This is a genomic window from Massilioclostridium coli (genome assembly GCF_900095865.1).
GTDB lineage: Bacteria > Bacillota > Clostridia > Oscillospirales > Ruminococcaceae > Massilioclostridium > Massilioclostridium facile.
The window spans coordinates 581,329-604,735 of sequence record NZ_FMIZ01000006.1; the positions used below are offsets into that span (position 1 = coordinate 581,329).

Genomic DNA, 23,407 nt, shown 5'->3' on the forward strand with positions numbered 1-23,407 from the left:
GAAGAGGTTATTTTTTCTTGCGAGTAATCAGGATTGCTGCACCTGCTACTGCCAATACTGCGATGCCTGCAATTGGAGCAATATCCCCTGTTTTCGCTGCATTTGCTTTTGTTGTTGTGCTTTCCTGTCCAGTCTGAGTAGCATTGTTATCAGATGGTGTTTTTGTTCCTTCTACTGCTACTAAACTATCCATTGCAGCCTGCACAGATTGTACTGCTGCATCTACTTCTTCCTGAGTTGCATTTTCATTTGCTAATACTGCATTCGCATCTTTTAATGCCGCTTCCAGTACTGCATAGCTTTCCGCTGTGTATGCGTTAGCATCTATCTGATTTGCTTTTGCTACTACTTCTTCCAGGATAGATTTATCTGCTTTGTATCTCAGGTTCAACATTGCGTTTAACAGCTTATCCGCTACTTCGTTAATTTCTGCCTGCATTGCGTCTCCGTCTTTGTATACGCTCTGAGCTGCTTCCAATGCTGTGGTAAATTCCGCTTGACCTGCTTCTACATACTTACTCAGGTCGATTTCTTCTGCTGCTGCAATTAAGCTTGCTAATTCTGTTTTATCGCCTGCTACAAATCCCAACTTATGGATTTCGTTTAGCAAGGTTTTCCATGCTGCATCCACTTCTTCCTGGGTTGCTGCATCATTTTCTGCTACTGATTTTGCATTTGTCAACGCTTCATCAAAGGATTTTTGTACACTTTCGATGGCATTATCATATTCACCGCTTGCTTTTGCTGCATCTGCATATTCGATAACAGAAGTTAAGATGGATTTATTGGTTTGGATTACATAACCGTCCGCAATGCTTGCTACCAATTTACCATCTTGCAGTGAAAAGTTGTAGCCACCTGCTTCCAAGTTGAATTTTGCTGTCATTTGGCCATTGTGTTCTTCCATGCCTACATAAGTAATACCATCTATTGCTGTAAAGTCTGCTACTGCTTCTCCACTTACTGGCAAGTATAGGGTTGCTGTTGTATTTGCTGGTACTACGGTTTCATAAGATGCCAGCTGTCCTTGTTCAGAAGTCCAGTTGCTTTCAATTAATCCATAATAAGAATCATAACTGCCATATACTTGGCTGATACGGGATTGGTCGTTGTATTGTTCACCAGTGTCAAGAGTTGGTTGTAAGATCACGTTTTTGAATCCTGGATTGCTCGTATCAGATGCAATACCAACCATGTATTTGTACATCCATTCCAATACGGAACCATAAGAATAGTGGTTAAAGGAATTCATTTCCTGATGACCAAATCCATCTTCTTTGGAATAGGAGTTCCATCTTTCCCAAATGGTAGTTGCGCCCTGTTTGACTGGGAACAACCAGGATGGCATTTCGTCTTGTAATAACAGGTCGTAAGCCACATTTGCGTTTCCTGTATCAGTTAAAACTGGAGTAATGACATTGGAACCTAAGAAACCAACCGCCAATGTGTTTTGTGTATAACCAGCACGAACGCTGTCTGGATCTGGGTTTTCATTCTTAATGTTTTCCACTAATAAGTTTTCTAACTGTTGTTTCATATTGTCATCATTGTAGAAACCAAGTTTTAACATCCACAACAAGCTAGTCTGGGAGTTTGGCTCCATCACACCACCTTTACCAGAAGAAGAAGCAGTACCAACATCGGAATTTACAGTAATACTGCCATCATCATTGAAAGTCACGTGGTTTTGAATAAAGGTTTGTTTGATGTTTTCAAAACGGTCAGAATAGCTGGCTGCCAGTTCAGTTTCGCCCATAATTTCAGCTACTTGAACCATGATTTGTGTATCGTAGCCATAGAAAGCATCTGTCATAAGTTCTACACTAGTACCTTGGAATGCCAACCAATCTCCGAATGCCATCCAGCTGCCTTTTGGGCCAGCGTATGGTTCCCGTTCATGGGAGATAAGATAATCCATATACTTGCTCATAGCGTCCCAGTTTTCTTCTAGGATAGAAACATCACCAGTTTGTAAGTATAATGTCCAAGGAAGGATAATTTCGATATCGCTCCATCCAGTTGCCCATAAATATGAGAAGAAGCTATTGCTAGCTACTGCGCCAGGAAACCCTGATTTCATGGTATTATCAGAAAGCATATTTTGGAATGTTTCCAAAAACGCCACAGAATCGTAGTTGTATAATCCAGTTTGGCTAAATACTTGAGCATCTCCTGTCCAAGCTTCCCTTTCGTTACGCTGTGGGCAGTCAGTTGGGATGGTAAAGTAGTTGCTCAACTGTCCCCATCTGGCGTTGCTAATCAATTGGTTTACATCAGCATTATTGGTTTCAATAAAACCTGTCTGGTCGGAAACAGAGGAAATTGCACGGCTGCGGACAGATTGAATCGTAATATCATCAGTTGCTGTTAAAGAGATGTAACGGTAACCGAAGAAAGTCATAGCTGGCTGATAGGTTTCGTTCCCTTGTCCAGCAAAAGTATAAGTAGCGGCTGCTTTTGCAGTACGCAAACTTTTTAGGTAAACAGAACCTTTTGGACCATCCCCAGAATAGAGGGCGTCAGGGTCTGTGTTACCGATTTCCAAGTCAGTATTGTAATCACCACTATATACTTTGCTGCCATCGTTTAACATTTCCGCAAAGCGCATAGTAACGGTAGTACCTTGGTCAGCAGAGAATACGAAATTTGGAATTGCTGCCATATTCTGGCCCAGGTCAATCACCATGGTTTGCCCTGCTTTTAGGGAGATGCCACCATCAAAGATTTCTTTGTCTTTCTCTACAATGGTAACATCTACACCATCATTGTAGAGGGCATCGTCGGATTTTTCATAAGCATAATAGTTGTTTACGTTGATTTCCCCACCTTCATAGGAGGATTGTTCTTTTGCTCCAGTATAAACGGTAGCAGAAATTGGATGCTGTTCCAGTTCATCTAGGATACTACCCTGTTCCCCAGTGGAAGCGATAATTGGCTTGTCATAACTACTGGTATTGCAGCTAGACCAATTGGAATCATCATAACCAACCTGCGTATAATCCCCTAAGGCAACCGCTTTGTTGGCATCATAGGTTTCTCCATCCCAAATACTATTGAAAGTAATCGCACCATCCAGAGTTGCTTTCCAATCAGTGGTATTGGTCAGAATATCCTGGGTAGAACCATCTTGATAACTGATTTCTAACATTGCTTTTACAGCAGGTGTTCCTGTAGTAGAACCCATTCCGCCATACCATCCAGTACCAGCTAATACAGAAAGGGCAACATTAGATTGGTCAATTAAATCCGTTACATCATAGGTTTGATAGGTCAATGAAACATCCGTGTTTCCATAACCCGGGCTCATATGGTTGTAGGTCATAGAACCATCGGATTGGACATTGCCCACCTGTTTTCCGTTGATGTATGCCTGATATGCGCCTAAAGAGGTAATATACAGCCGTGCGGATGCAATTTTATTACCGGTTAAGGTTTGTTCTGTACGGAAGATCGGAGCAGAAGAACTTTCTTCCAAACAAAGGAAAGCTGCTTTTTCCCAGTTGGCATCTTCCCCTAAACCAGTTTCAAATTTAGTTGGTTCGGAAGTAGTTGTTTCTCCATTTCTATCCCAAATGGTAACCGTCCAGTAGTATACGGTTTTTGGTTGCAATGGTTCCCCATCATATTGGATTGCAACTGAAGAATCATCTTTTACTTTTCCGGTTGTCCAAATAGGCTGTCCAGAAGCCTCGCCTTGATACAGGTTTACCTGGTAAGCGGTTTGTTCTTGCCCAATTAAGTTAGAATCCATCTTCCAGCTAAACCGTGGGGCATCAGTATCAATCCCAATTGGTTGGTTACGGTATTCTGTTGTTAAATCAACAATGGATGTGCTGGATGTCGAATCAGTTTGCGCGGTTGTGGTAACTGCCATCGCAGAGGTCAGCATACAAACAGCGAGAATCGATGCCAACACTTTGTACTTCAGTTTTCTTGACATACACTTTTCTCCTTTACAATAAAAATAAATAAAAAGTTTTTTCACTTTAGTTCTATTTTATCAATTTTATCCTTTGCTTGTCCAACCAATTTGGGCAATAAACGGAAAGTTTTTGGGCAATAAACAGCAAACTATGGATTGCGCCTAACCGAGAGATTTGTTATAATCAAACTAAAGTAAACAGAAAGAAGGAAAATAGGGATGCTTTCTATGGTGGAGTTGCTCAAACAGCAGGTAGAGCAAATTGTTCAATATCAACTTGATACAGGGGAACAAATGAAATGGACCCAGGAAAAAGGGAATAGGGCAAAGCAAAAATTTTTGAAATTGCCTCCCTCCAAACAGGAAGAACTGTGGAACAAGTATTTCAAGGAGCAACAAGCAGGGCTTTTAAAATTTAATGATACCGGTTTTATTAAATCAGATGCCTTGATTGGGGTATTTATGGATTTTCAAAAATATAAACCATTAAGATCCATAGAACAGGAAAAGAAAAAAGGGGCACCATTACATAGCCATAATTATTTTGAAATGTTTTATGTTTACCGGGGGCATTGTTTTTCCAGCATTGATGGGGTAGAACGAGAATTTAAAGCTGGGGAACTTTGTTTATATAATCTGCAAGCAGCCCATTTTTGTACCCTGCCCTCCGAGCATGATATTGTATTCAATATCATCATACGGGAATCCGCGATTGACGATACTATGATTAAAATGATGTCGGACGAGAATATATTTAGTAACTTTTTTCTTGGCTCTTTGCGGAATGTTAGCAGTAAAACCAGTATGATATTTTCCACCCGTTCCAATGAAGAACTGTTATTTTATCTTTATAAATTGATTATTACGTATTACAATGCTCCTATTACCAATAATAGTTTAATGCGTTCTTTAATGGTCTGTCTGTTCCACGAGCTGGCGAAACAGTATCAAAAACAGGCGGATGAGCAGAGCCGTAAAGAATCAAAGGGAATTCCAATCAGTGAGATTTTGACCTATCTGGATCAGAATTACCGCAATATTAGTTTGCAGCAAACGGCGGAACATTTTTATTACTCCCCTCGTTCTTTATCCAATTTGCTGCAAAAGTATACCAACAAGAAGTTTTCTCAAATTTTACAGGAAATCCGTTTGCAAAAGGCATGTAATTTATTAAAGGATCCCAATATTCCATTGGAGAGCATTCCCCAGATTGTCGGGTATAGCGACCGGCATTATTTGGATAAGCTCTTCCGAAATGTCTATGGCGTTTCTATTTTAAAATATAGGAAAACCTATTGCCAAGAATATGAGTGATCATCAAAAATGATAGAAATTTACACATACAAAAAGGCGGCTCCAAATATTTTAAAAGAAAAATTTTATAAAAAGGAAAAACCCTTTTGATGTAAAAGAAACATCAAAAGGGTAAAATAATATACTGTTATCGAATCTAGAATTGTTTATTGTAGTTAATTAACGAGGAACATAATCAAATGGGTCTAATTTTGTTCCGTTAGAACGAATTTCAAAATGGAGATGGTTACCAGTGGATTGACCAGTTGTACCAACGTAGCCAATTTGTTGGCCGGCACTTACGGTTTGACCTGCACTAACCCCTAATCTGGATTGATGCCCATACAATGTTTGCACACCGTTGCCATGGTCAATAATGACACACAAACCATAACCAGAATACCATTTCGCTAAAATTACAGTACCGGAGGCTGCCGCGTAAATCGGAGTACCGGATGGAGCTGCCCAGTCGATACCATGGTGACCATTTCCAACACCACGGCTTACTTTACCAACACCAGAACTCAGTGGACGTACAAAATTTACACCAGATAAGCTTCCACTACCAGTAGAAGCAGGTAGTACTTTATTATTATCAGAAGTTTTTACTGGTTCTTTTGTCCCCTGCAATTTAATCTCATTTACTGGTGCGGATACTTGCGCTGTATTGGTAACAGTTTTGCTCACTTCTTCTCCGTTTACTACCTGAACCAATGCGGTAACATGGTTAATTCCATTTTGACCTGCCTGCGCAATAGAGGTTTGACCCTGATACATATTCCCATCATCTTGAGTGATGGATTGATATGGTACCTCTTCATCATATTCGACCTGTTTAGTAGCGGTTACACTTAAAAATGGAATGGTCTTAGAGATTTTAACTTGTTGTCCAATTTGGATGGTTTCCTCTGGGATTTCTGGATTTAATGCCTTAATCTCTCCAATGCTGACGGATGTCTTTTGTGCAATGGTAGTGAAAGTATCACCAGGGACAACAGTGTAGGTTTGCTCGCTTTGAACATCAGAATTAACCAGATTTAACAAATCTTCTTCTGGTACAATCGCATCCTGTAAGTATAATCCGGTTTTTAAAACAATCGGGCTTACAAAGGAAGCATCGGTTGTACCGGTTTGTTGCTGATATTCAACCAAAATATTTTCCAGGGTAGTTTCCAAGTTAGCGGAATTTGTGGTTGCACCATAAAACTGGTTATCAATATACAATCCTGTTGCAGTGGAAATATCCGTAGAGGAACAGCTAATCAGTTTGTTTGCTAATTCAGCCGAATTGACTAAATCCTCTTTTTCGTGAATTTTTGTCAAAGAAAATTCTGGCTGGATGTCAAATTCAGATTCGTCATTTACATATACCATTTGTTGGGCAATCAGATCTGTCGCCTCATCAAAATCGCTTTCTTTTTCAATATAAGCAACGACTTCTCCATCGTGGGTAACAGCAATTGCATATTCTTGGCTGGTAAAGTGATGCACTACAAAGCCAAATGCTACAATAACAACAACAGGGACAACCACATTCAAAAATTTTCCAAAGGTAACTCGACCGGAATGGACTTGGTGCGCTAGGACTTGTTTTGTCCGCTGGCCTTTTGCGCCAACACCTTCAATTTCTTTCAATTCCTGATGTAAGTTGTGGATACTGCGGAATGGGGAACCAAAACCGTTTGCCACACGTTCCGCAAAACGGCCTGCTCTTTGCCAAAATCCCATAAAAAAGCTTTTAAACCACCTGCCGCATGCAAACACAGGACGCTTGATAAAACGACCAAAATGAACTACAGCAGAACTGGTATAAGTTCCGATATAAGAAAAAATAGATGATAATGTAATTTGTTTTTTAAATTGTTCAACTTCATCTGTTTCAGCCGGCAGTTTCGTTTCTGCCTCATTACAGTTGTGAAGTGCCATAATAAGTTCTCCTCATAATAAATTTGTCGGTTTTCAAAAGAAAGATTTCTAAACCGTAACAACTTATTACAATTTAGTAACAAGCTTACTTCTATTATACAATAAATTAGAAAAAATGCAACTGCAACACAAAGAATGTTTACAAAATATCAGCGTATTCTAGTAGCCTTAACTAGTTTTAATAAATAATTTTGTGCGTATTAACAGTTATATTGCAGTTGTTCTACGGAATAGTTTTCTAATTTTTCTAAAATTTGGATAACGTCCCGTTTGGCGGAAGGCAAATCATGTTCCAGATAATTTCCACATTCCGGTTCTGTTGCCCCTGGGATTTCCCCTTCAAAATCTTTGACAAACTCCATGGATTGACGAACAATTTCGATTGCGGTTTCGTGAGGTAGATTACGGGTAATAAAATAGAACCCAGTACGGCACCCCATTGGCCCTACATAAACCACATGGTCAGCATGTTCTGTGTTGCGTGCATAGGTGGCAAAAAGATGTTCTATTGTATGCATAGATGGATTAGAAAGGTAAACCCCTCCATTGGGTTTTACCATCCGGACATCATAGGTGACAATGTCACCATCTATACGAGAGATATACATACCAATCCCCAGTTTGGTGTGATCAACAGTAAAGCTGGCAATTTTTTTCATAATAGGTTCCTCCTATCTTTCGGTTTGTTCCGTAGATTCTTCTGTCTTTGTATGTTGTTCTACTATTTTTTCGATTTGCTCTGTTTGGTCTTGTTGGTGTAGGCAGTCCAATATTGCTCGGTCCATTGTTTCATCCGGGGAAATGACCAATAAGCTGGGTTTCCCAGTGCTACGGGAACGGAAACAGATATATTTATTGTTCTTATAATCGGGATGTTTTGTAGCATATAAAACCTGTTCGTAGTTGGATTTTTCTAGATTAATTCCATCTTTATTTGTATAAGAAAGAAAATCATGTACTGGACGGACAAACATTCTGTCTTGTTTCCGCTGCGCTGTTAACAGAACAGTAAATCTGCCTTCGTCCAAGGTATAATCATAAACCTGTTTGGTCTTACCTACTACTTTGCAGGCATAGTAAACCACGGCAATTGCTACAATATATCCAATAATTGAGAATATCCCCATTTTAGAGGCAAAAAAGAAAATGCATCCAAAAATAAAAATACAAATAAAAACCAAAAGGGTTTGCTGACGTTTCTCTTTTTTGGTTACTTCCCGTTTTACTGTTTGGTGGATATAGTCCATTTTCATTCCTCCATATAGATATTCTTATAAAAAGGATTTTTTCTGACATTATGGCAGTTTATACAATATTTTAGCATAATTTTTTTATTAGTACAATAGAAATCTCTTGCCTTTACAGGAGAATCTTGTTATAATAAAAAAATAGAATTAATTTTAATAATATTGTTTTCATTAATGGTACCTATCAATGTACTATTAAAATAAGTTTTTGTTTTCACAAACACATAGACCGGGTTTTAGTAAGAATCAGAACCGCATGGCATCAGAGAGGTTTGCCACCGTCTGTAAGCAAACCACATGCCTGATTTCCGAATTTCCCCCGTGAGTGGCTCTGTTGAACTTGAGTAGGCAGTGACGGTTTGCCCCCGTTAAAGGTGTTGAGTGCCTGGCTATTTTGAGCTGGGAATCAGGGTGGTAACACGGAACCAATGGCTTCGTCCCTTATAGGGATGGAGCCTTTTTTGTTGTATGAGTTTGTGGAAACACAATTTTAGGAAAGTAAATCAAAATAAATCGAGGAGGCAAATACGATGAAACAAGCGCTGGAACAGATTAAAGCTACAGCGGAACAAGCACTGCATGCCTGTACAGACCTGAAGGAATTGGATGCCATAAGAGTAAAATTCCTAGGCAAAAAAGGTGAGCTGACTTCTATTTTAAAACAAATGGGAAAACTCTCCCCAGAAGAACGCCCCGTTATTGGACAATTGGCAAACCAGATTCGTGGGGATATTGAGCAGGATATCACAACCCGTATGGCTGAAATCAAACAAGCGGAGATGGAACGCCAGTTAAAAGCAGAAAAAATTGATGTTACCCTGCCAGGACAAAAATTTCAAATGGGGAAAAAGCATCCGTTAACCGCTGTTTTGGATGAAATTAAAGATATCTTTTTAGGAATGGGGTTTGATATTGCAGCAGGTCCAGAGGTAGAAACCGACTACTATAACTTTGAGGCATTGAACCTGCCAAAAAACCATCCAGCACGGGATACCCAGGACACTTTCTACATTACAGATAATATTCTGTTGAGAACCCAAACATCCCCTGTACAAATTCGTGTGATGGAAAACAAGAAGCCTCCAATTCGTGTGATTGCACCAGGTCGTGTATACCGTGCGGATGCGGTGGATGCAACCCACTCCCCATTATTCCATCAAATTGAAGGCTTGGTTGTGGATAAAAACGTTACCATGGCTGATTTGAAAGGGACTCTGGAGATTTTCGTGAAAAAATTATATGGGGAAGAATCGGTTGTCCGGTTCCGTCCACACCATTTTCCATTTACAGAACCATCCGCTGAACTGGATGTTCAGTGTTTCTCTTGTAAGGGGGAAGGCTGCCGCTTGTGTAAAGGGGAAGGCTGGATTGAAATCCTTGGTTGTGGTATGGTTCACCCAAAAGTATTGCAGAACTGTGGGATTGACCCAGAAGAATACAGCGGATTTGCGTTTGGTATGGGCCTGGAACGTGTGGTAATGCGCCGCTACAATATTGACGACCTGCGTATGTTCTTTGAAAACGATATGCGTTTTTTAACTCAGTTCTAATGGAAACCAATTTAAATCAAAATAATTCCGAAATAGGAGGAAGATCGTAATGAATTTGTCCATGAAATGGCTTTCTGACTATGTGGATGTAGACGTAACCCCAAGGGAATTCTCCGAAGCGATGACTATGTCCGGCTCCAAAGTAGAAGGCTATGAAATAGAAGGGGAAGAAATCTCCAAAGTTGTAGTAGGAAAAGTATTATCCATTGAAAAACACCCAGATGCGGATAAACTGGTGGTTTGTCAGATGGAAGTTGGCCAGCCAGAACCAATCCAGATTGTAACAGGTGCCACCAATTTAACTGTAGGAGATTTGGTGCCAGTTTGCTTGGATGGTGCAATCCTGCCAGGGGGTAAAAAAATTAAAAAAGGAAAACTCCGTGGCGTATTGAGCCAGGGGATGATGTGTTCTTTAGGGGAATTAAAACTAACCAAGAACGATTTCCCTTATGCCATTGAGGATGGTATTTTTGTATTGCAGGAAGATTGCCAGATTGGCCAGGATATCCGGGAAGCAATTGGATTAAACGACACCTGTGTAGAATTTGAAATTACCTCCAACCGTGCAGACTGTTTGTCCGTTTTAGGTTTGGCAAGAGAAGCAGCAGCAACATTTCAAACACCATTACATTGGAACAAACCAGAAGTAAAATCCTGTGGTGGTGATATTAATGATGAATTGAATGTAACAGTGGAAAATACCGACCTCTGTACCAGATATATGGCCAAAATGGTGAAAAACGTAAAAATTGGGCCATCTCCACGTTGGATGAGGGAACGTTTACGTGCAAGTGGCGTGCGTCCTATCAATAACTTGGTGGATATTACCAACTATGTGATGCTGGAATATGGCCAGCCAATGCATGCATTTGACCTACGGTTTGTAGAAGACCATTCCATCCACATCCGCACCGCAAGAGAAGGGGAGGTCATCACGACACTGGAAGGAGCAGAACACAGATTAACTCCTGAAATGCTGGTCATCTGCGATAGCAAAAAACCAATTGGCGTTGCAGGCGTTATGGGAGGGGAATACAGTGGTATTATGGACGACACCACAACTGTTGTATTTGAATCCGCTATGTTTGATGGGGCTTCTGTTCGAACCACAGCCAAAGCGTTAGGAATCCGTACAGAATCTTCCGCCCGGTTTGAAAAAGGTTTGGATGCCCGCAATTGTGAGGATGCTATCATGCGTGCATGCGAATTGGTAAATATTCTGGGCTGCGGGGAAGTTGTAGATGGAACCATTGACAAAGCTTACTTTGACCCAACTCCAAAAACAGTTACTTTTGAGCCAGAGTGGACCAACCAGTTCTTGGGAATTCAATTGACCAGAGAAGAAATGGTAAAAATTTTGGAAAGCCTTTCCTTTAAAGTGAATGGAGATCAAATTGAGGTACCTGCTTTCCGAATTGATATTGAACACAAAGCGGATATTGCGGAGGAAATTGCCCGGATTTACGGTTATAACAATATTCCAACTACAGTTATCCGTGGAGTTGCGGAAGCAAGTCTGACTCCTGAACAGCAGTTTGAAAAGAAAACAGGGGAAATTATCCGCGCTTTGGGATGCAATGAAATTGCAACCTATTCGTTTATCAGCCCCAAATATTACGATAAAATCAATCTTCCAAAAGATAGTCAATTGCGTGAATCTGTTACCATTTCCAATCCATTAGGGGAAGATACCAGCGTAATGCGTACCACAGCAATCCCTTCCATGTTGGAAGTTTTGTCTCGCAACTACAACAACCGTAACCCACAGGCTTGGATGTATGAAATTGCTACTGTTTATCTGCCAAAGGGAAAAGATGTTCAGCCAGATGAGTTGAATAAAATTGTCATCGGCTTATACGGTGGTAACAGTGATTTCTACACCTTAAAAGGTATGGTGGAATTGTTGTTGGATCGTTTGAATATCAAAGATTGGGACATTGCAGTTACAGAAGATGCAATTCCATTCCATAGTGGACGCTGCGCTACCATCCTGAAAGATGGTGTGGAATTGGGTGTATTGGGAGAAATCCATCCAGCGGTATTAAACAATTATGGAATTGGAACGAAAGCATATGTGGCAAACTTTGATATGCAGGCTTTGTTTGCAGCACAATCCGAGGAGGCTACCTATCATCCATTGCCAAAATTCCCAGCAAGCACCCGTGATTTAAGCCTTGTTTGCGAAGAAGAATTGCCAGTGATTGAGATCGAAAAAGTAATCAAATCCTCTGTAGGCAAGATTTTGGAGCAATTGGAACTGTTTGATATTTTCCGTGGTGAACAAATCGGAGAAGGTAAAAAATCTGTTTCCTTCTCTCTAGTAATGCGTTCCCATGACCATACATTAAATGATGAGGAAGCGGACAACGCTATCAAAAAGGTACTGAAAAATCTAGAAAAAATCAATGTTGTTTTGAGATAACAATATTGTATTATAAAAGAAGCACCAGTTTTTGCTTGAAAAAACCGGTGCTTCTTTGTTTATGAAAAGTAAACTATTAATGCTATATTTTATAAAAAAGAATATTTAAAAGAAAACTTTGATAAAATATGAAATGAGAAAGATAAGTGATTTACAGATAGTAAATTAGTAAATTGATAGGAAGAACAGAGCGAAAAAATATGGGTATGAGTTTTATTGGCAGTTCGCCTTGAACCTTATTTGAAGAAATTTTTATCAGTTCTACAAATTAACAGCCCTACTAGTGGAATCCCATAAAAAGCTTTCGCTTGAAGTATCAAGGAATGTAATATATGAAAAGAAAACTTCTGTTAGAATGATAGTTACAGGTTTATAAACTGTAGGGACAATAATACAAAAATTTAGTACATCCATAGGATATTGATGTAGGTGCTTATGAGGCTATATTACAGTCATAAGAGTGTATAGGTAAAATAAAATCGTTTCTACTAAAAAATTACTAAACTTAAATCTAAAATAAAATCCTATTTTGATATAAAATAGGATTGGTCTAATCATTTACAAAATTCAAAACCACCGGTTGAACTGGTAACTTGCACGACCCCTAAAAGACTGGCTATTACTGGTTTAACTCATTATTACGTTACATCATAAATAGGGCAAAAATAGTACTTTTTAATTCGCTATTTTTTGTATATTCTTTGACTTTTCGACTAGCATAAAGCTCGCCGTTATAATTGTTGCATTACTCTTTTTCATCCCTGGTAAAACCAAGTTTTTTTCACGTCTAAATACACTAAAAAACAAGGCAATCTATTTAATAGATTGCCTTGTTTTAAAAATATAGGAAAGGATAAGAACGCTATTATTTTTTCCTACGGGTACAATATACGGTTGCACCAGCTACAACAATGGCGGCTAATCCTGCAATTGGAGCAAAATCTCCTGTTTTTGCTGCGGTCGCTTTGGTTGTTGTAGTTGTGTGCCCAGTTTGGGTAGCTGTTGAAGGATTGTTTTCGCTTGGTGTTTCAACTGTTCCATTTACTGCTACTAAACCATTCATTGCACTCTGTACGTTTGTTACTGCTACGTCTACTTCCTCCTGAGTTGCATTTTCATTTTCCAATACTGCTTTTGCGTCTTTTACTGCTGCTGTCAGTACTGCATAGCTTTCCGCTGTATATGCGTTTGCATTTACTTTGTCTGCTTCTGCTACTACTTCTTCTAGGATAGATTTATCTGCTTTGTATCTCAGGTTTAACATTGCGTTTAACAAGTCATCCGCTACTTCATTGATTTCTGCCTGCATGGCATCCCCATCTTGGCATACCCCTTGGGCTGCTTTCAATGCTGCGATGAATTCCGATTTGCCAGCTTCTACATAACGGTCTAATTCTCCGTTAATTTCTTCCGCTGCTGCGATTAAGCTTGTTAATTCTGTCTTATCCCCTGCGATAAATCCTAATTTATGGATTTCATTCAGCAGTGTTTGCCATGCTGCATCCACTTCTTCCTGGGTTGCTCCTACATTGTTTGCTACTGCCTTCGCATTTTCCAATGCCGCGTCAAAGGATTTTTGCACACTTTCGATGGCGTTATCATATTCTCCACTGGCTTTTGCATTTTCCGCATAAGTAATGACAGAATTTAAAATGGATTTATTACTTTGTGTTTCAGTTACTGGAACTTTTGTCATAGTAACCAATTTTACTTCACCTGTTAAGCCATAGTCATCTGGCTGTACATCATTTAACCAGGAATCTTTATCTTTCCATCCAGCATAATCCAATTTGCGCATGATGTTTCTTAAGCTGGAAGTAACTCGTACTTCAATTTTGTTTTCTCCAGGAACACAGTATTGACTGATATTTGCATCACGACCATCCATATTTAATCCAACTTGTTGATCGTTTACAAATAGTGCTGCTGTTCCATTATTAAAGGACTCTGCGTTGAATTCAATGGACTGGTTCTCACTGGACCAATTTTCTGGTAAGGTAAAGGTTGTAGTGTAGTGTCCAACACCGGATACATCTTCCCCTACTGCTTCAATATCTTTCCATGGTTTCAGTTCGCTTAATTCGCCTGCGTTCTTTTCTACTTTATTCGTGCTATAAGTAACTTCAGTTGTGGTATAACCGAAACCTCTATCTTCTGTACGGGTTAATTTATCACCTGGCTCCCAGGATTCTACAGTCAGATTCCATTTATCCAGATTAATGTCATCCAAAGCTTCTACATTTGTTTCAAAAGTCGAGCCATCACTATAGGTAATAGTAGCTGGTCCACTTTCACTGACATTCATAACAGTTTGACCGTCTTCTACGGAAAGTTTATAAACATTGTCTTTGTTTACAATTGTTTTTTCGGTTGGGTCTTCTACATCAGGGTTTAATGCGAAAATCATCACTTCACCTGGAGCGATATCCACATTTAGGATTGTTCTGCCATCTTCATAAGAGTAGTCCACTACTTCATTGACTTCACCTGTCCAGGTATCCAGTACATAAGGGGCATATATACCATCTACTGAAACCTGTCCAACATAATTTTCAGTATCTTCATACATGTAGTTATAGAGGAATAAATAGGTTGCATCTTCAGATTTTCTCATTACTGGAACGATATTCTGGTTGATTTCCACGTTTTCGGAACGAGGTTTTACGTTTAATTCCGCCAACGCATCGTAAGCTTCTTCTACAGAGCCAATACATTTTACATTGTCCAATTGACGGATCTGATCCATAACAGCAACCATTTCTTCATCTAATCCATCATTAGAACCGGTTGTGATCGCTGCGCCATCATTGTATTTATATACTCTGCCTGTTTGGTCAGAGTTCCGTACAAATTCGGTGCTTGGGCCGTCTACCAGGATGACAGGTAAACCACTTTGTGCCCATTGCAATAGAACTTTGGCGCTTTCATAAGGCATTTCTTCTTGATATACCACAATTGCTTGGTAACCAACTCCATCCGCTTGGATTAAGCCGTCGCTACATGTGATATCTTGATCTTGCAGCAAGTATGGGGAGAAGTAATCATAGGTATAACCTGCATCTTGTAAGGTCGTATCCTGCCAGTAAATACCTTTATGCTGATGGAAATCATTGTTGATATAGTCTTTGGAACCATCATTTCTTAATAGGCCACAGTTAAAGAAGTAGTCATTTCTCAAAATAGCCAAATCCATTTGAGGAACGCCTTGTTCCAACACTTTTTGGACACGGTTTAAATGGGTATTTAGTTCATTATAATCCATGGACCATGGTTGGCGTTTGTTAATACGTTCGGAGAACCTTGGCATCATACCTTCGTATCCTGGCCAAGAGCAGTTTTGTTCTGGTCCATATTCAGAGGAATATCCATGGGTTACAACTTTTTGAATACCGGAAGCATATTGAGTATAGTAAATTTGACGCAGGTAATTATTGTTATTGTAATAGTTTTGATAATACATTGCGCCGGTTTCAGAGGAGTAACGTTTATTATAAAGATGAGCTGCACCAGACATACCACGGAACAATTCTGGTTCTACTCCCATTTCAAAGGATTCGGTTTCAACAAAATCCAAATCTTTAATTGGCTGGGAAATTTCCAACATAGAACCATAAGAGTTCTCCGCACGCAGGTTCATTCCAAAAGAATCCAGCCATTGTTCCAGTGGCTGTAAGCAGTTTTCACGGTACAAATCTGTATCGGTTTGATACATATCGTTACGAATGCGGTCAGTAAAGTCACAATCTTCATCTCCAGCCAGTTCGTATTGGTAGCGTAGGTTACCTTTATCGTTCCCAGCTTTGGAGCCTTCCCGTAAAATCATAAATGGAAGGTAGAGGGATGGATCATAGCCTCTTCTGGTTTCAAATTGCTCAATGTAATCCGTACACCATAATTGGCCTGTTGTGTTGGTTCCCCTTGGGCGAAGTTCTAGAGAATCCATGTAGAAGTCCGCTTCATCCACCTGTTTTATGTAGCTTTGCATCTCTTCATCCAAAACATGTTGCTGCCAATAGTCAATTAAAGCATTCACACCTGTTTTGTCAAAGTAGTTAATAGTATAAAAATATCCCGCGGAACTTGATTCCGCGGGATATTTTTATAGCAGCGCATGAACTATATGCGCATGAATGATAGAAAAGAGAAAAAGAAGTTTTACAATATTATTTTTTCTTACGAGTAATCAGGATTGCTGCACCTGCTACTGCCAATACTGCAATGCCTGCGATTGGGGCAAAGTCCCCTGTTTTCGCTGCGTTTGCTTTTGTTGTTGTGCTTTCCTGTCCAGTCTGAGTAGCATTGTTATCAGATGGTGTTTCTGTTCCTTCTACTGCTACTAAACTATCCATTGCAGCCTGCACAGATTGTACTGCTACGTCTACTTCTTCCTGGGTTGCATTTTCATTTGCTAATACCGCATTCGCATCTTTTAATGCCGCTTCCAGTACTGCGTAGCTTTCTGCTGTGTATGCGTTCGCATCTATCTGATTTGCTTTTGCTACTACTTCTTCCAGGATAGATTTATCTGCTTTGTATCTCAGGTTCAACATCGCGTTTAACAGCTTATCTGCTACTTCGTTAATTTCTGCCTGCATTGCGTCTCCGTCTTTGTATACGCTCTGAGCTGCTTCCAATGCTGCGGTGAATTCCGCTTGACCTGCTTCTACATACTTGCTCAGGTCGATTTCTTCTGCTGCTGCGATCAAGCTTGCTAATTCTGTTTTATCGCCTGCTACAAATCCTAATTTATGGATTTCATTTAGCAAGGTTTTCCATGCTGCATCCACTTCTTCTTGAGTTGCTGCATCATTTTCTGCTACTGCTTTTGCATTTGTCAACGCTTCATCAAAGGATTTTTGTACACTTTCGATGGCATTATCATATTCGCCACTTTCTTTTGCGGCATTTGCGTATGCAATTACTGCGTTCAGGATACCTTTGTCCGCTTGTTCCTGATCAGCCAAAACAACTTCGGTATATGGGGTCAATATTGCACTTACCAATCCATTATCGGTAATTGGCTCGCCACCAAAGCTAGGGCCACCACCGCCGCCAGCAAAAACATCGCTTTCTACCCGTGCACGTTTGTTCAAGGTAGTAGTGAGTTCGATGGTTAAAGTATTGGAGCCTTCTATTAAATATTTTCCTAAATCAACCGTATCTGTCAGATTATTAATGACATCAATTTCCTGGCCGTTGATGGTAATACCAGTAATCTGGTCATTACCATAGGACATCCACAGGTTTGCTTTGGAACCATCCCAATCAAATGTAGTGGTATAGTATCCACGTCCTGATACATTATCCATAGAAGCAACGCCTAAAGTAGCCAGCTGTTCTTCCGTTGCCTGGATATCTGCCCAGTTCACTAGGTTTTGTTCTCCAAAATCAACGGTAATAATCTCTGTTTCGGAAGGATCTACGGTTTGGATTCCAGTTTCTGGGTCTACCATACTACTTGCGTCCTTATATTTTGGGCCATAACTGTCGATGGTCAAATTCCATTTCGCATCGCTTAAATCCAATACCTCACCGGATTTATCAATGGTAACATCCTTTGTTGTACCATCGGACAAGCTAACTTGGTAACTGCCCGCTGTGTTGGAGCGGAATACCGCATTATGATCCACATCACGTGCGATTTCGTAATCACCATTGTCCGCATTTACATCTGTTACATAGTCAGATGGAGCAGGGAAGTCGGTTGTATTATTGGTAATTGCGATGATGGTAGATGCTCCTGGATCCAGATTATCCAGGCAGAGGGTGATGGTACCATCGCCATTGTCAGTGTATTCTCCAATTTGTGTGATTTCCCCGGTCATAGCATCTAACATATATGGGGTACCAGAACCTTCTAAGGTTACAATAGCATCTTGAATAGCTTCCCCATATTCCCCAGTTTTGTATATTTTAGAAGAACCTGCGGTCAACATACCCTGGAAAGTGGAAACATCGTTAAACATGTAGTAGTAGTTGGTTCCGTCAGTGGTATCCTGATACATGGTGGTTTCCAGTTTTGGGATGCTATAGTTGGCATAGCCGGTAACGCCCAAGGATTTTAAAATTTCGGGAATTTCATCTTTATTGGAAGTTTCTTTTACATTGTCAAAAGTTAACAGTTCTTGATATAATTCCTGTACTTTTGCATCCATATTGTCTGATTTTTCTGTCCCATATACTTTGGAAGGATTGCTGGAGTAAGAAATAATTGGTATACCAGCTTTTGCATAATCCAGAATAGTTTCCATTGATTCTACAGAGATGGTGGAAACTTCGCTTAATACCAACGCTTTATAGCCAGGACCATCCGGATAGATCATCTGATTTTGTACATCATGGGCATTTTCGCCATTGATCAGTGCTTCGCTCATAATGTTATAGGAATAGCCATGATCTAGCAGTGCCTGCATGGAGTTTCCACTTGGGTTTTTAAACGCCAATGTTCCATCGCGTACAACGGCAACATCAACTTTCTGGTTCGCATATTGTAACAATGCCTGGTTACGGGACACATAATCGGTTACCATATCCATTTCGTCCCAATAGGCTTGACGGTAGGTATATGGTTCACCAAAGGAACCACCAAATGGATCCCAACCTGGCCAGTCCGCATGAAATCCGTTGATGGATTTTGAATAAGCACTTCCGTGGAAGATCGCTCTGTTTACCCCCCAGGAGAAGTTTGCGGTCAATTCGAATAGGATATCCTCCCAGTTAAATTGATAAATACTAGCTCCAGTAATGGCTTCCATAGACAAATATTTTTTATTGTACAAGTTAGCGGAAGCGGATAACTGGCGTAAGCCATCTCCCTTGGTCATATTATCCCCTTCAGGGATTGTAACAGTGGAAGCTGCGCCTGCAATATCCAAACCTGTTAAATCATAAGTTTGCGCACGGTAGTTGCATCCAATGCTTTCTGCCCATTTATTCGCTGGAATACAGTGTTGTGTTTCGTAGAGATGCCCCATAATATCGTTATAGTCTTCAACAATTCTGGCACCTAACTCTTTTTCTTCCTCATTGTCATAGGTATAAACCAAATCTTTTGGATCAGCACTTGCACCAAATCCACCATAGGTGCGTTCACTGGCGACAACCGCTGCTATAACATCCTGATATTGGTAATTCTCTCCATAGTAAGCGGCAATTTCTTCTTTCAGGTCAGGTGCCCACAGGTTGGTAGTTTTATTTGCTTCAATGGAATCCTCAAAAATGCTGCCGCCGTTTTCACGGATCATTGCCGCCAGCTCGGTATCATTTAAGATATAGTTATCCCAATAGTCTGTAATCGCATTGATGCCATCGTCATTAAAGAAATCCATTACATAGCATCTGTTGTGCATTACTACAGAAGAACCACCGTTAAACAACTGTCCAGTACCACGGTAATAAACAGAAACCAGCACATAATCCCCATCGCTTACATCATCCGCAGTGAGTCCAGATAAATCTGCCTGATAGTAGTGCTGTTCATCTGCCATACGTTTTCTGTTTCCATCGGCGTCCACTTTTGCTGTTTCATTTGGGTCCGCCTGTTCTGGGCCGAAAGCATCCAGGGTCTCCTGATAGTCCCAGCCTTGGGATTCCGCATACGCTTTGTCTGGAATACCTGCTGGTGTTGTTTTTCCTTCAATTTCGGAAGCATCCATCCCTTTTAAGCTGGAGAAATCCAGGTTATATCCTGTATAAGGAGTTCCTTTTTCTTCTTTATCTGTTACGGAAACCACTTTTGCCAGGTTGGTAGAAACCAACGTATCGGTAAAAATAAAATGAGCGTTCTTGCCGTCTGTTGTTTTGGTTTCCGGTAATTTTAGTTCAACAGAACCATTTTGGATATCTTCCGCGGTAACAGGGGTAAAGGATACTGCTGTTTGTTTGGAAGTTTGAGGGTCGTTGGGGTCAATGGTGTTCACGCATGGTGGCCAGTGTGCGGTAATCGTCAGGTCAACAACAAAACCACCTTCAATAGCGTTTGCCGCTTTGTAAACTTTTTTCAGTAATTTTACCCAGGAATCAGAACCCCATCCACAGTATTCCGCCTGGTCATTGGTATAACTAGTAGAGTCGGAAAGCATGGCGATTTCAACGCCACCAAACCCTGCTTCTGCCAAAGAATTGATTTGTTTTTCAATAACATCGTTGTCATCAATTCCAGCGGTCGCATCGGGGAACCACATCCTTGCCATTGGTTTCGCGGTGTAATCCGGATTCTTAAAATAAGAGATAGCCGAATTGGAATCCGCTTGTGTCGCATTGGCTGGCAGAACGGTCGCTGTTGCAGATAACAGCATAGTTGCCGACAGAACTGCTGCCAACAGTTTATGAGATTTTTTCATAATAGATCCTCCTTTTTCTATTACTAATAAAAAATCATTGTATTTATGATATTTTTAGTATAATAGAATGGAACAATATTGTCAGTATCGTAATGTAAGGTAAACCTCAATAAATTGTACACTATATCCAGTTATTTTATTTAATAGATTGATTTTTACAACAATTTTTATTATAATAAAGAATGGAGGGAAGGAGGATTTTTTATGGAATTGGATAAAATCATGGATACAATGCTCCACCAGCAAAGAAACCCTGACCGGGAAAAACTGAAGCCATTTCAGCCGGAAGAATTGAAAAATCCCCATGCAAGATGGAGGATCAATAAAGAATCCATGGGAAAATACTTCAAACTAAACGATATTGGGATCAACCTCCATATTCCGGAATTTAATAAAATCCAGGTTGCGCACAAGCATAGTTTTTTTGAGTTGATCTATGTCTATCGGGGAAGAATGAAGAACCAGGTGGACCGTATCAAAATAGATCTGGAACAGGGAGATTTTTGTCTGATGAACCCAGATGCCATCCACACCCCTGTTACCATCGGGGAAAATGCCCTCGCCTTAAATATTTTGATGACCAATGATTTGTTTGAAAAATCTTTTATGAACCTAATTTTGGACAACCAGTTATTGGCCAATTTTTTTGTAGACTCATTGTTCCAAAAAAAGCAGGAGAAAAACTATTTGGTGTTTTCTCAACAATATTTAAATCAAACGACAATACAGGAATATTTAAAACGAATTTTAACCGAATATTTTCATACTGCTTTATATCAACAAAGCGTAGTAGAATCTTTATTATCCTGTTTATTTGTAGAATTGACCCGAGGTTATCAAAAACAGTTGGAGGATACTAGCCGTAAAGAATTTTCAAAAGCAAACCTCTCCAATATTATTGCTTACCTTGCGGAAAATTATAAAACAGTAACCGTACAATCGGTATCAGAACACTTTAATTATCATCCAAAGTATTTACCCAGCTTGCTGAAAAAATATACGGGAAAAGGGTTTTCTGATATTGTACAAGGGTTTAAACTAAGTCATGCCTGTCAGCTTTTAAAACAGACTGACCTTTCTATTGCAGATATTGTGGAAGAAGTAGGATACTCGAATCGAAGCTACTTTTACCGTGTGTTCCAAAAACAATACCAAATGACACCATCTGAGTATCGGAAAAGAATTCACACCAGTACCAATTTGGAACATTTTCCTTATGAATTCCAATAAGACAGATTTCGAACCCCGGATAAAGGAATATAAATACTTCTTATCTATATCAAATAAAAGCAATATAGATCATGTAACCTGTAACTATATGAAAAATATTTTATAAAAATACAATATAAGTTACTGCCTCTACTTTCGTGATAAAAAATCACTATCTTTCCTTGTACATAACATCTTTTTTATTTTATAATCTCCAATAGAACCAAAAAATTTTAATCATATACAGCAAACATACCCCCTGCTCTAATAGAACAGGGGGTATGTTATGTAAAAAAATATCATCACAAAAAGGAATATGCTGAAAACAACATCAATAGAACGATCGTGGAGCCAATACGGATTCGATTCATAAATACGATAATCCACACATAATTTCATCATAAAAGCAGATAGAACGAAGAAACAGATGAAACAAAAATTAGTGCCAGTTTATACGTTTGTTACGCCCTTTGAATGCTTACAAAAATCCCTAATACATTTTTCCCACTAAAATAAAAAAACCAAATCTGGGCTTTTTTATAGAAAAATTTTATTACTGTTGATATGGATTATTATCGTTATTTTGATTCTGGTTTTGTGGTGGTTGCTGTTGGTAAGGTGGTTGTGGTGGATATGGAGGATTTCCATAAGGAGGCTGCTGTCCTCCCTGATAAGGCTGTTGTGGCTGCCCATAAGGCCCATAATGATACGCACTACGTGTATTTAATAAAATAAATTGAGGGGTATTTTTTTGGATAATTAAAATAAAGATCCCAGGTAAAAAAGTCATACTGAGCAATAAATATGCTACTAAACTCACAGCAATAAAAAGCCCGCTATTATCCGGTGCATACTCTTTAAATACCGTATAGTAACTCATAAACTGCAAAACAGTTCCCCAAATAGATGCCGTAACCCCAATAATCATCAGTACACTCATCAATATAATCATCCATCCAAAAGTGGGAAGGTCAGGGGTATACATACCTTGCTCAATCCATTGAATATTGTATAAAAGGTCAAAGATAATATTGACAGAAAATATGGAAGAAATTGTGGTTGTCACAACAGAAATAATGGAAAGTACTAATAAAAGAACGCGACGATTGGTTTGTTTTTGATATTGCCCATTGATATTATCCGCAACAGCGCCAATTAAGTAAGAATTGGCAAATGGAACCCAAGCAAGCCAAGGGTTTGGCATATTCCTCCGTTTTGCCAATTTCATATAAGCTATTCCATTTAATACATACTGCGGGATCACGACCAAACATATGCTCACCAGTAATACTATAATATACATCGTAAACATCACATTATATTCACTCATTGCAATTCCACCTTTCTGGCTGGACATCTCTATTTATTTTGAGTATACCACAAATCATGATTTCTGTCCAGATTTATTGTTATAACCAATATTTTTATTGAGGATATCCATTGCATATGAAGTAAAACTCAAAAGTATTCCTGCTTCCCATAAAGAAATATAGTAA

General features: G+C 39.5%; 11 protein-coding genes and 1 other annotated feature. Of the genes, 4 read left to right on the forward strand and 7 right to left on the reverse strand.

The genetic code is table 11. From position 1 onward, the window contains the following. Window positions 1-7 precede the first annotated feature (7 nt). A complete protein-coding gene (locus tag BQ2683_RS04810; RefSeq protein ID WP_069987658.1) occupies window positions 8-3,940 on the reverse strand; it encodes a family 78 glycoside hydrolase catalytic domain in 3,933 nt (1,310 codons plus the stop codon). Window positions 3,941-4,150: 210 nt separating this feature from the next. Between BQ2683_RS04810 and BQ2683_RS04815 the strand changes: the two genes are divergently transcribed. Continuing rightward, the gene (locus BQ2683_RS04815; protein WP_159427353.1) at window positions 4,151-5,236 is read left to right on the forward strand and encodes an AraC family transcriptional regulator; all 1,086 of its coding nucleotides are present in this window, start codon (window positions 4,151-4,153) and stop codon (window positions 5,234-5,236) included. A 159-nt stretch (window positions 5,237-5,395) separates the two neighbouring features. Here BQ2683_RS04815 and BQ2683_RS04820 read toward each other — a convergent pair whose 3' ends face one another. The 3 genes from BQ2683_RS04820 to BQ2683_RS04830 form a co-directional block, all read right to left on the reverse strand. Further along, window positions 5,396-7,141, reverse strand: a complete 1,746-nt coding sequence (locus tag BQ2683_RS04820; RefSeq protein WP_069987663.1) for a peptidoglycan DD-metalloendopeptidase family protein — start codon at window positions 7,139-7,141, stop codon at window positions 5,396-5,398. Window positions 7,142-7,341: 200 nt separating this feature from the next. Beyond that, window positions 7,342-7,800, reverse strand: coding sequence for an S-ribosylhomocysteine lyase (locus BQ2683_RS04825; RefSeq protein WP_069987665.1), 459 nt, complete (start codon window positions 7,798-7,800; stop codon window positions 7,342-7,344). Window positions 7,801-7,812: 12 nt separating this feature from the next. Further along, a complete protein-coding gene (locus BQ2683_RS04830) occupies window positions 7,813-8,388 on the reverse strand; it encodes a hypothetical protein (RefSeq protein ID WP_069987667.1) in 576 nt (191 codons plus the stop codon). A gap of 216 nt (window positions 8,389-8,604) precedes the next feature. Beyond that, window positions 8,605-8,833: a binding site (T-box leader), on the forward strand. Between the two features lie 85 nt (window positions 8,834-8,918). On the opposite strand from BQ2683_RS04830, the gene pheS reads away from it, so the two are divergent. Together pheS and pheT are read left to right on the forward strand one after the other, a co-directional pair. Continuing rightward, on the forward strand, window positions 8,919-9,938 hold the full coding sequence (gene pheS / locus BQ2683_RS04835; protein WP_069987669.1) for a phenylalanine--tRNA ligase subunit alpha: 1,020 nt from the start codon (window positions 8,919-8,921) through the stop codon (window positions 9,936-9,938). Between the two features lie 49 nt (window positions 9,939-9,987). After that, the gene (pheT, locus tag BQ2683_RS04840; RefSeq protein ID WP_069987672.1) at window positions 9,988-12,360 is read left to right on the forward strand and encodes a phenylalanine--tRNA ligase subunit beta; all 2,373 of its coding nucleotides are present in this window, start codon (window positions 9,988-9,990) and stop codon (window positions 12,358-12,360) included. Between the two features lie 865 nt (window positions 12,361-13,225). Here pheT and BQ2683_RS13895 read toward each other — a convergent pair. Further along, entirely contained in the window at window positions 13,226-16,393 is a 3,168-nt protein-coding gene (locus tag BQ2683_RS13895) for a glycosyl hydrolase (protein ID WP_076939118.1), read from the reverse strand. A gap of 130 nt (window positions 16,394-16,523) precedes the next feature. Continuing rightward, window positions 16,524-20,702: a glycosyl hydrolase gene (locus BQ2683_RS04850; protein WP_069987676.1), complete on the reverse strand. Its 4,179-nt coding sequence runs from the start codon at window positions 20,700-20,702 to the stop codon at window positions 16,524-16,526. Between the two features lie 204 nt (window positions 20,703-20,906). Between BQ2683_RS04850 and BQ2683_RS04855 the strand changes: the two genes are divergently transcribed. Then, window positions 20,907-21,932, forward strand: coding sequence for an AraC family transcriptional regulator (locus BQ2683_RS04855; RefSeq protein ID WP_069987678.1), 1,026 nt, complete (start codon window positions 20,907-20,909; stop codon window positions 21,930-21,932). A gap of 532 nt (window positions 21,933-22,464) precedes the next feature. Here BQ2683_RS04855 and BQ2683_RS04860 read toward each other — a convergent pair. Next, a complete protein-coding gene (locus tag BQ2683_RS04860) occupies window positions 22,465-23,241 on the reverse strand; it encodes a hypothetical protein (protein WP_069987680.1) in 777 nt (258 codons plus the stop codon). Window positions 23,242-23,407 lie beyond the last annotated feature (166 nt).

Coding starts and splice junctions, on each gene's coding strand:
- BQ2683_RS04825 (WP_069987665.1), bottom strand. CDS start 7,800: ATGAAAAAAATTGCCAGCTTTACTGTTGATCACACCAAACTGGGGATT.
- BQ2683_RS04815 (WP_159427353.1), top strand. CDS start 4,151: ATGGTGGAGTTGCTCAAACAGCAGGTAGAGCAAATTGTTCAATATCAA.
- BQ2683_RS04855 (WP_069987678.1), top strand. CDS start 20,907: ATGGAATTGGATAAAATCATGGATACAATGCTCCACCAGCAAAGAAAC.
- BQ2683_RS04820 (WP_069987663.1), bottom strand. CDS start 7,141: ATGGCACTTCACAACTGTAATGAGGCAGAAACGAAACTGCCGGCTGAA.
- BQ2683_RS04860 (WP_069987680.1), bottom strand. CDS start 23,241: ATGAGTGAATATAATGTGATGTTTACGATGTATATTATAGTATTACTG.
- BQ2683_RS04810 (WP_069987658.1), bottom strand. CDS start 3,940: ATGTCAAGAAAACTGAAGTACAAAGTGTTGGCATCGATTCTCGCTGTT.
- BQ2683_RS04850 (WP_069987676.1), bottom strand. CDS start 20,702: ATGAAAAAATCTCATAAACTGTTGGCAGCAGTTCTGTCGGCAACTATG.
- BQ2683_RS04830 (WP_069987667.1), bottom strand. CDS start 8,388: ATGGACTATATCCACCAAACAGTAAAACGGGAAGTAACCAAAAAAGAG.
- pheS (WP_069987669.1), top strand. CDS start 8,919: ATGAAACAAGCGCTGGAACAGATTAAAGCTACAGCGGAACAAGCACTG.
- pheT (WP_069987672.1), top strand. CDS start 9,988: ATGAATTTGTCCATGAAATGGCTTTCTGACTATGTGGATGTAGACGTA.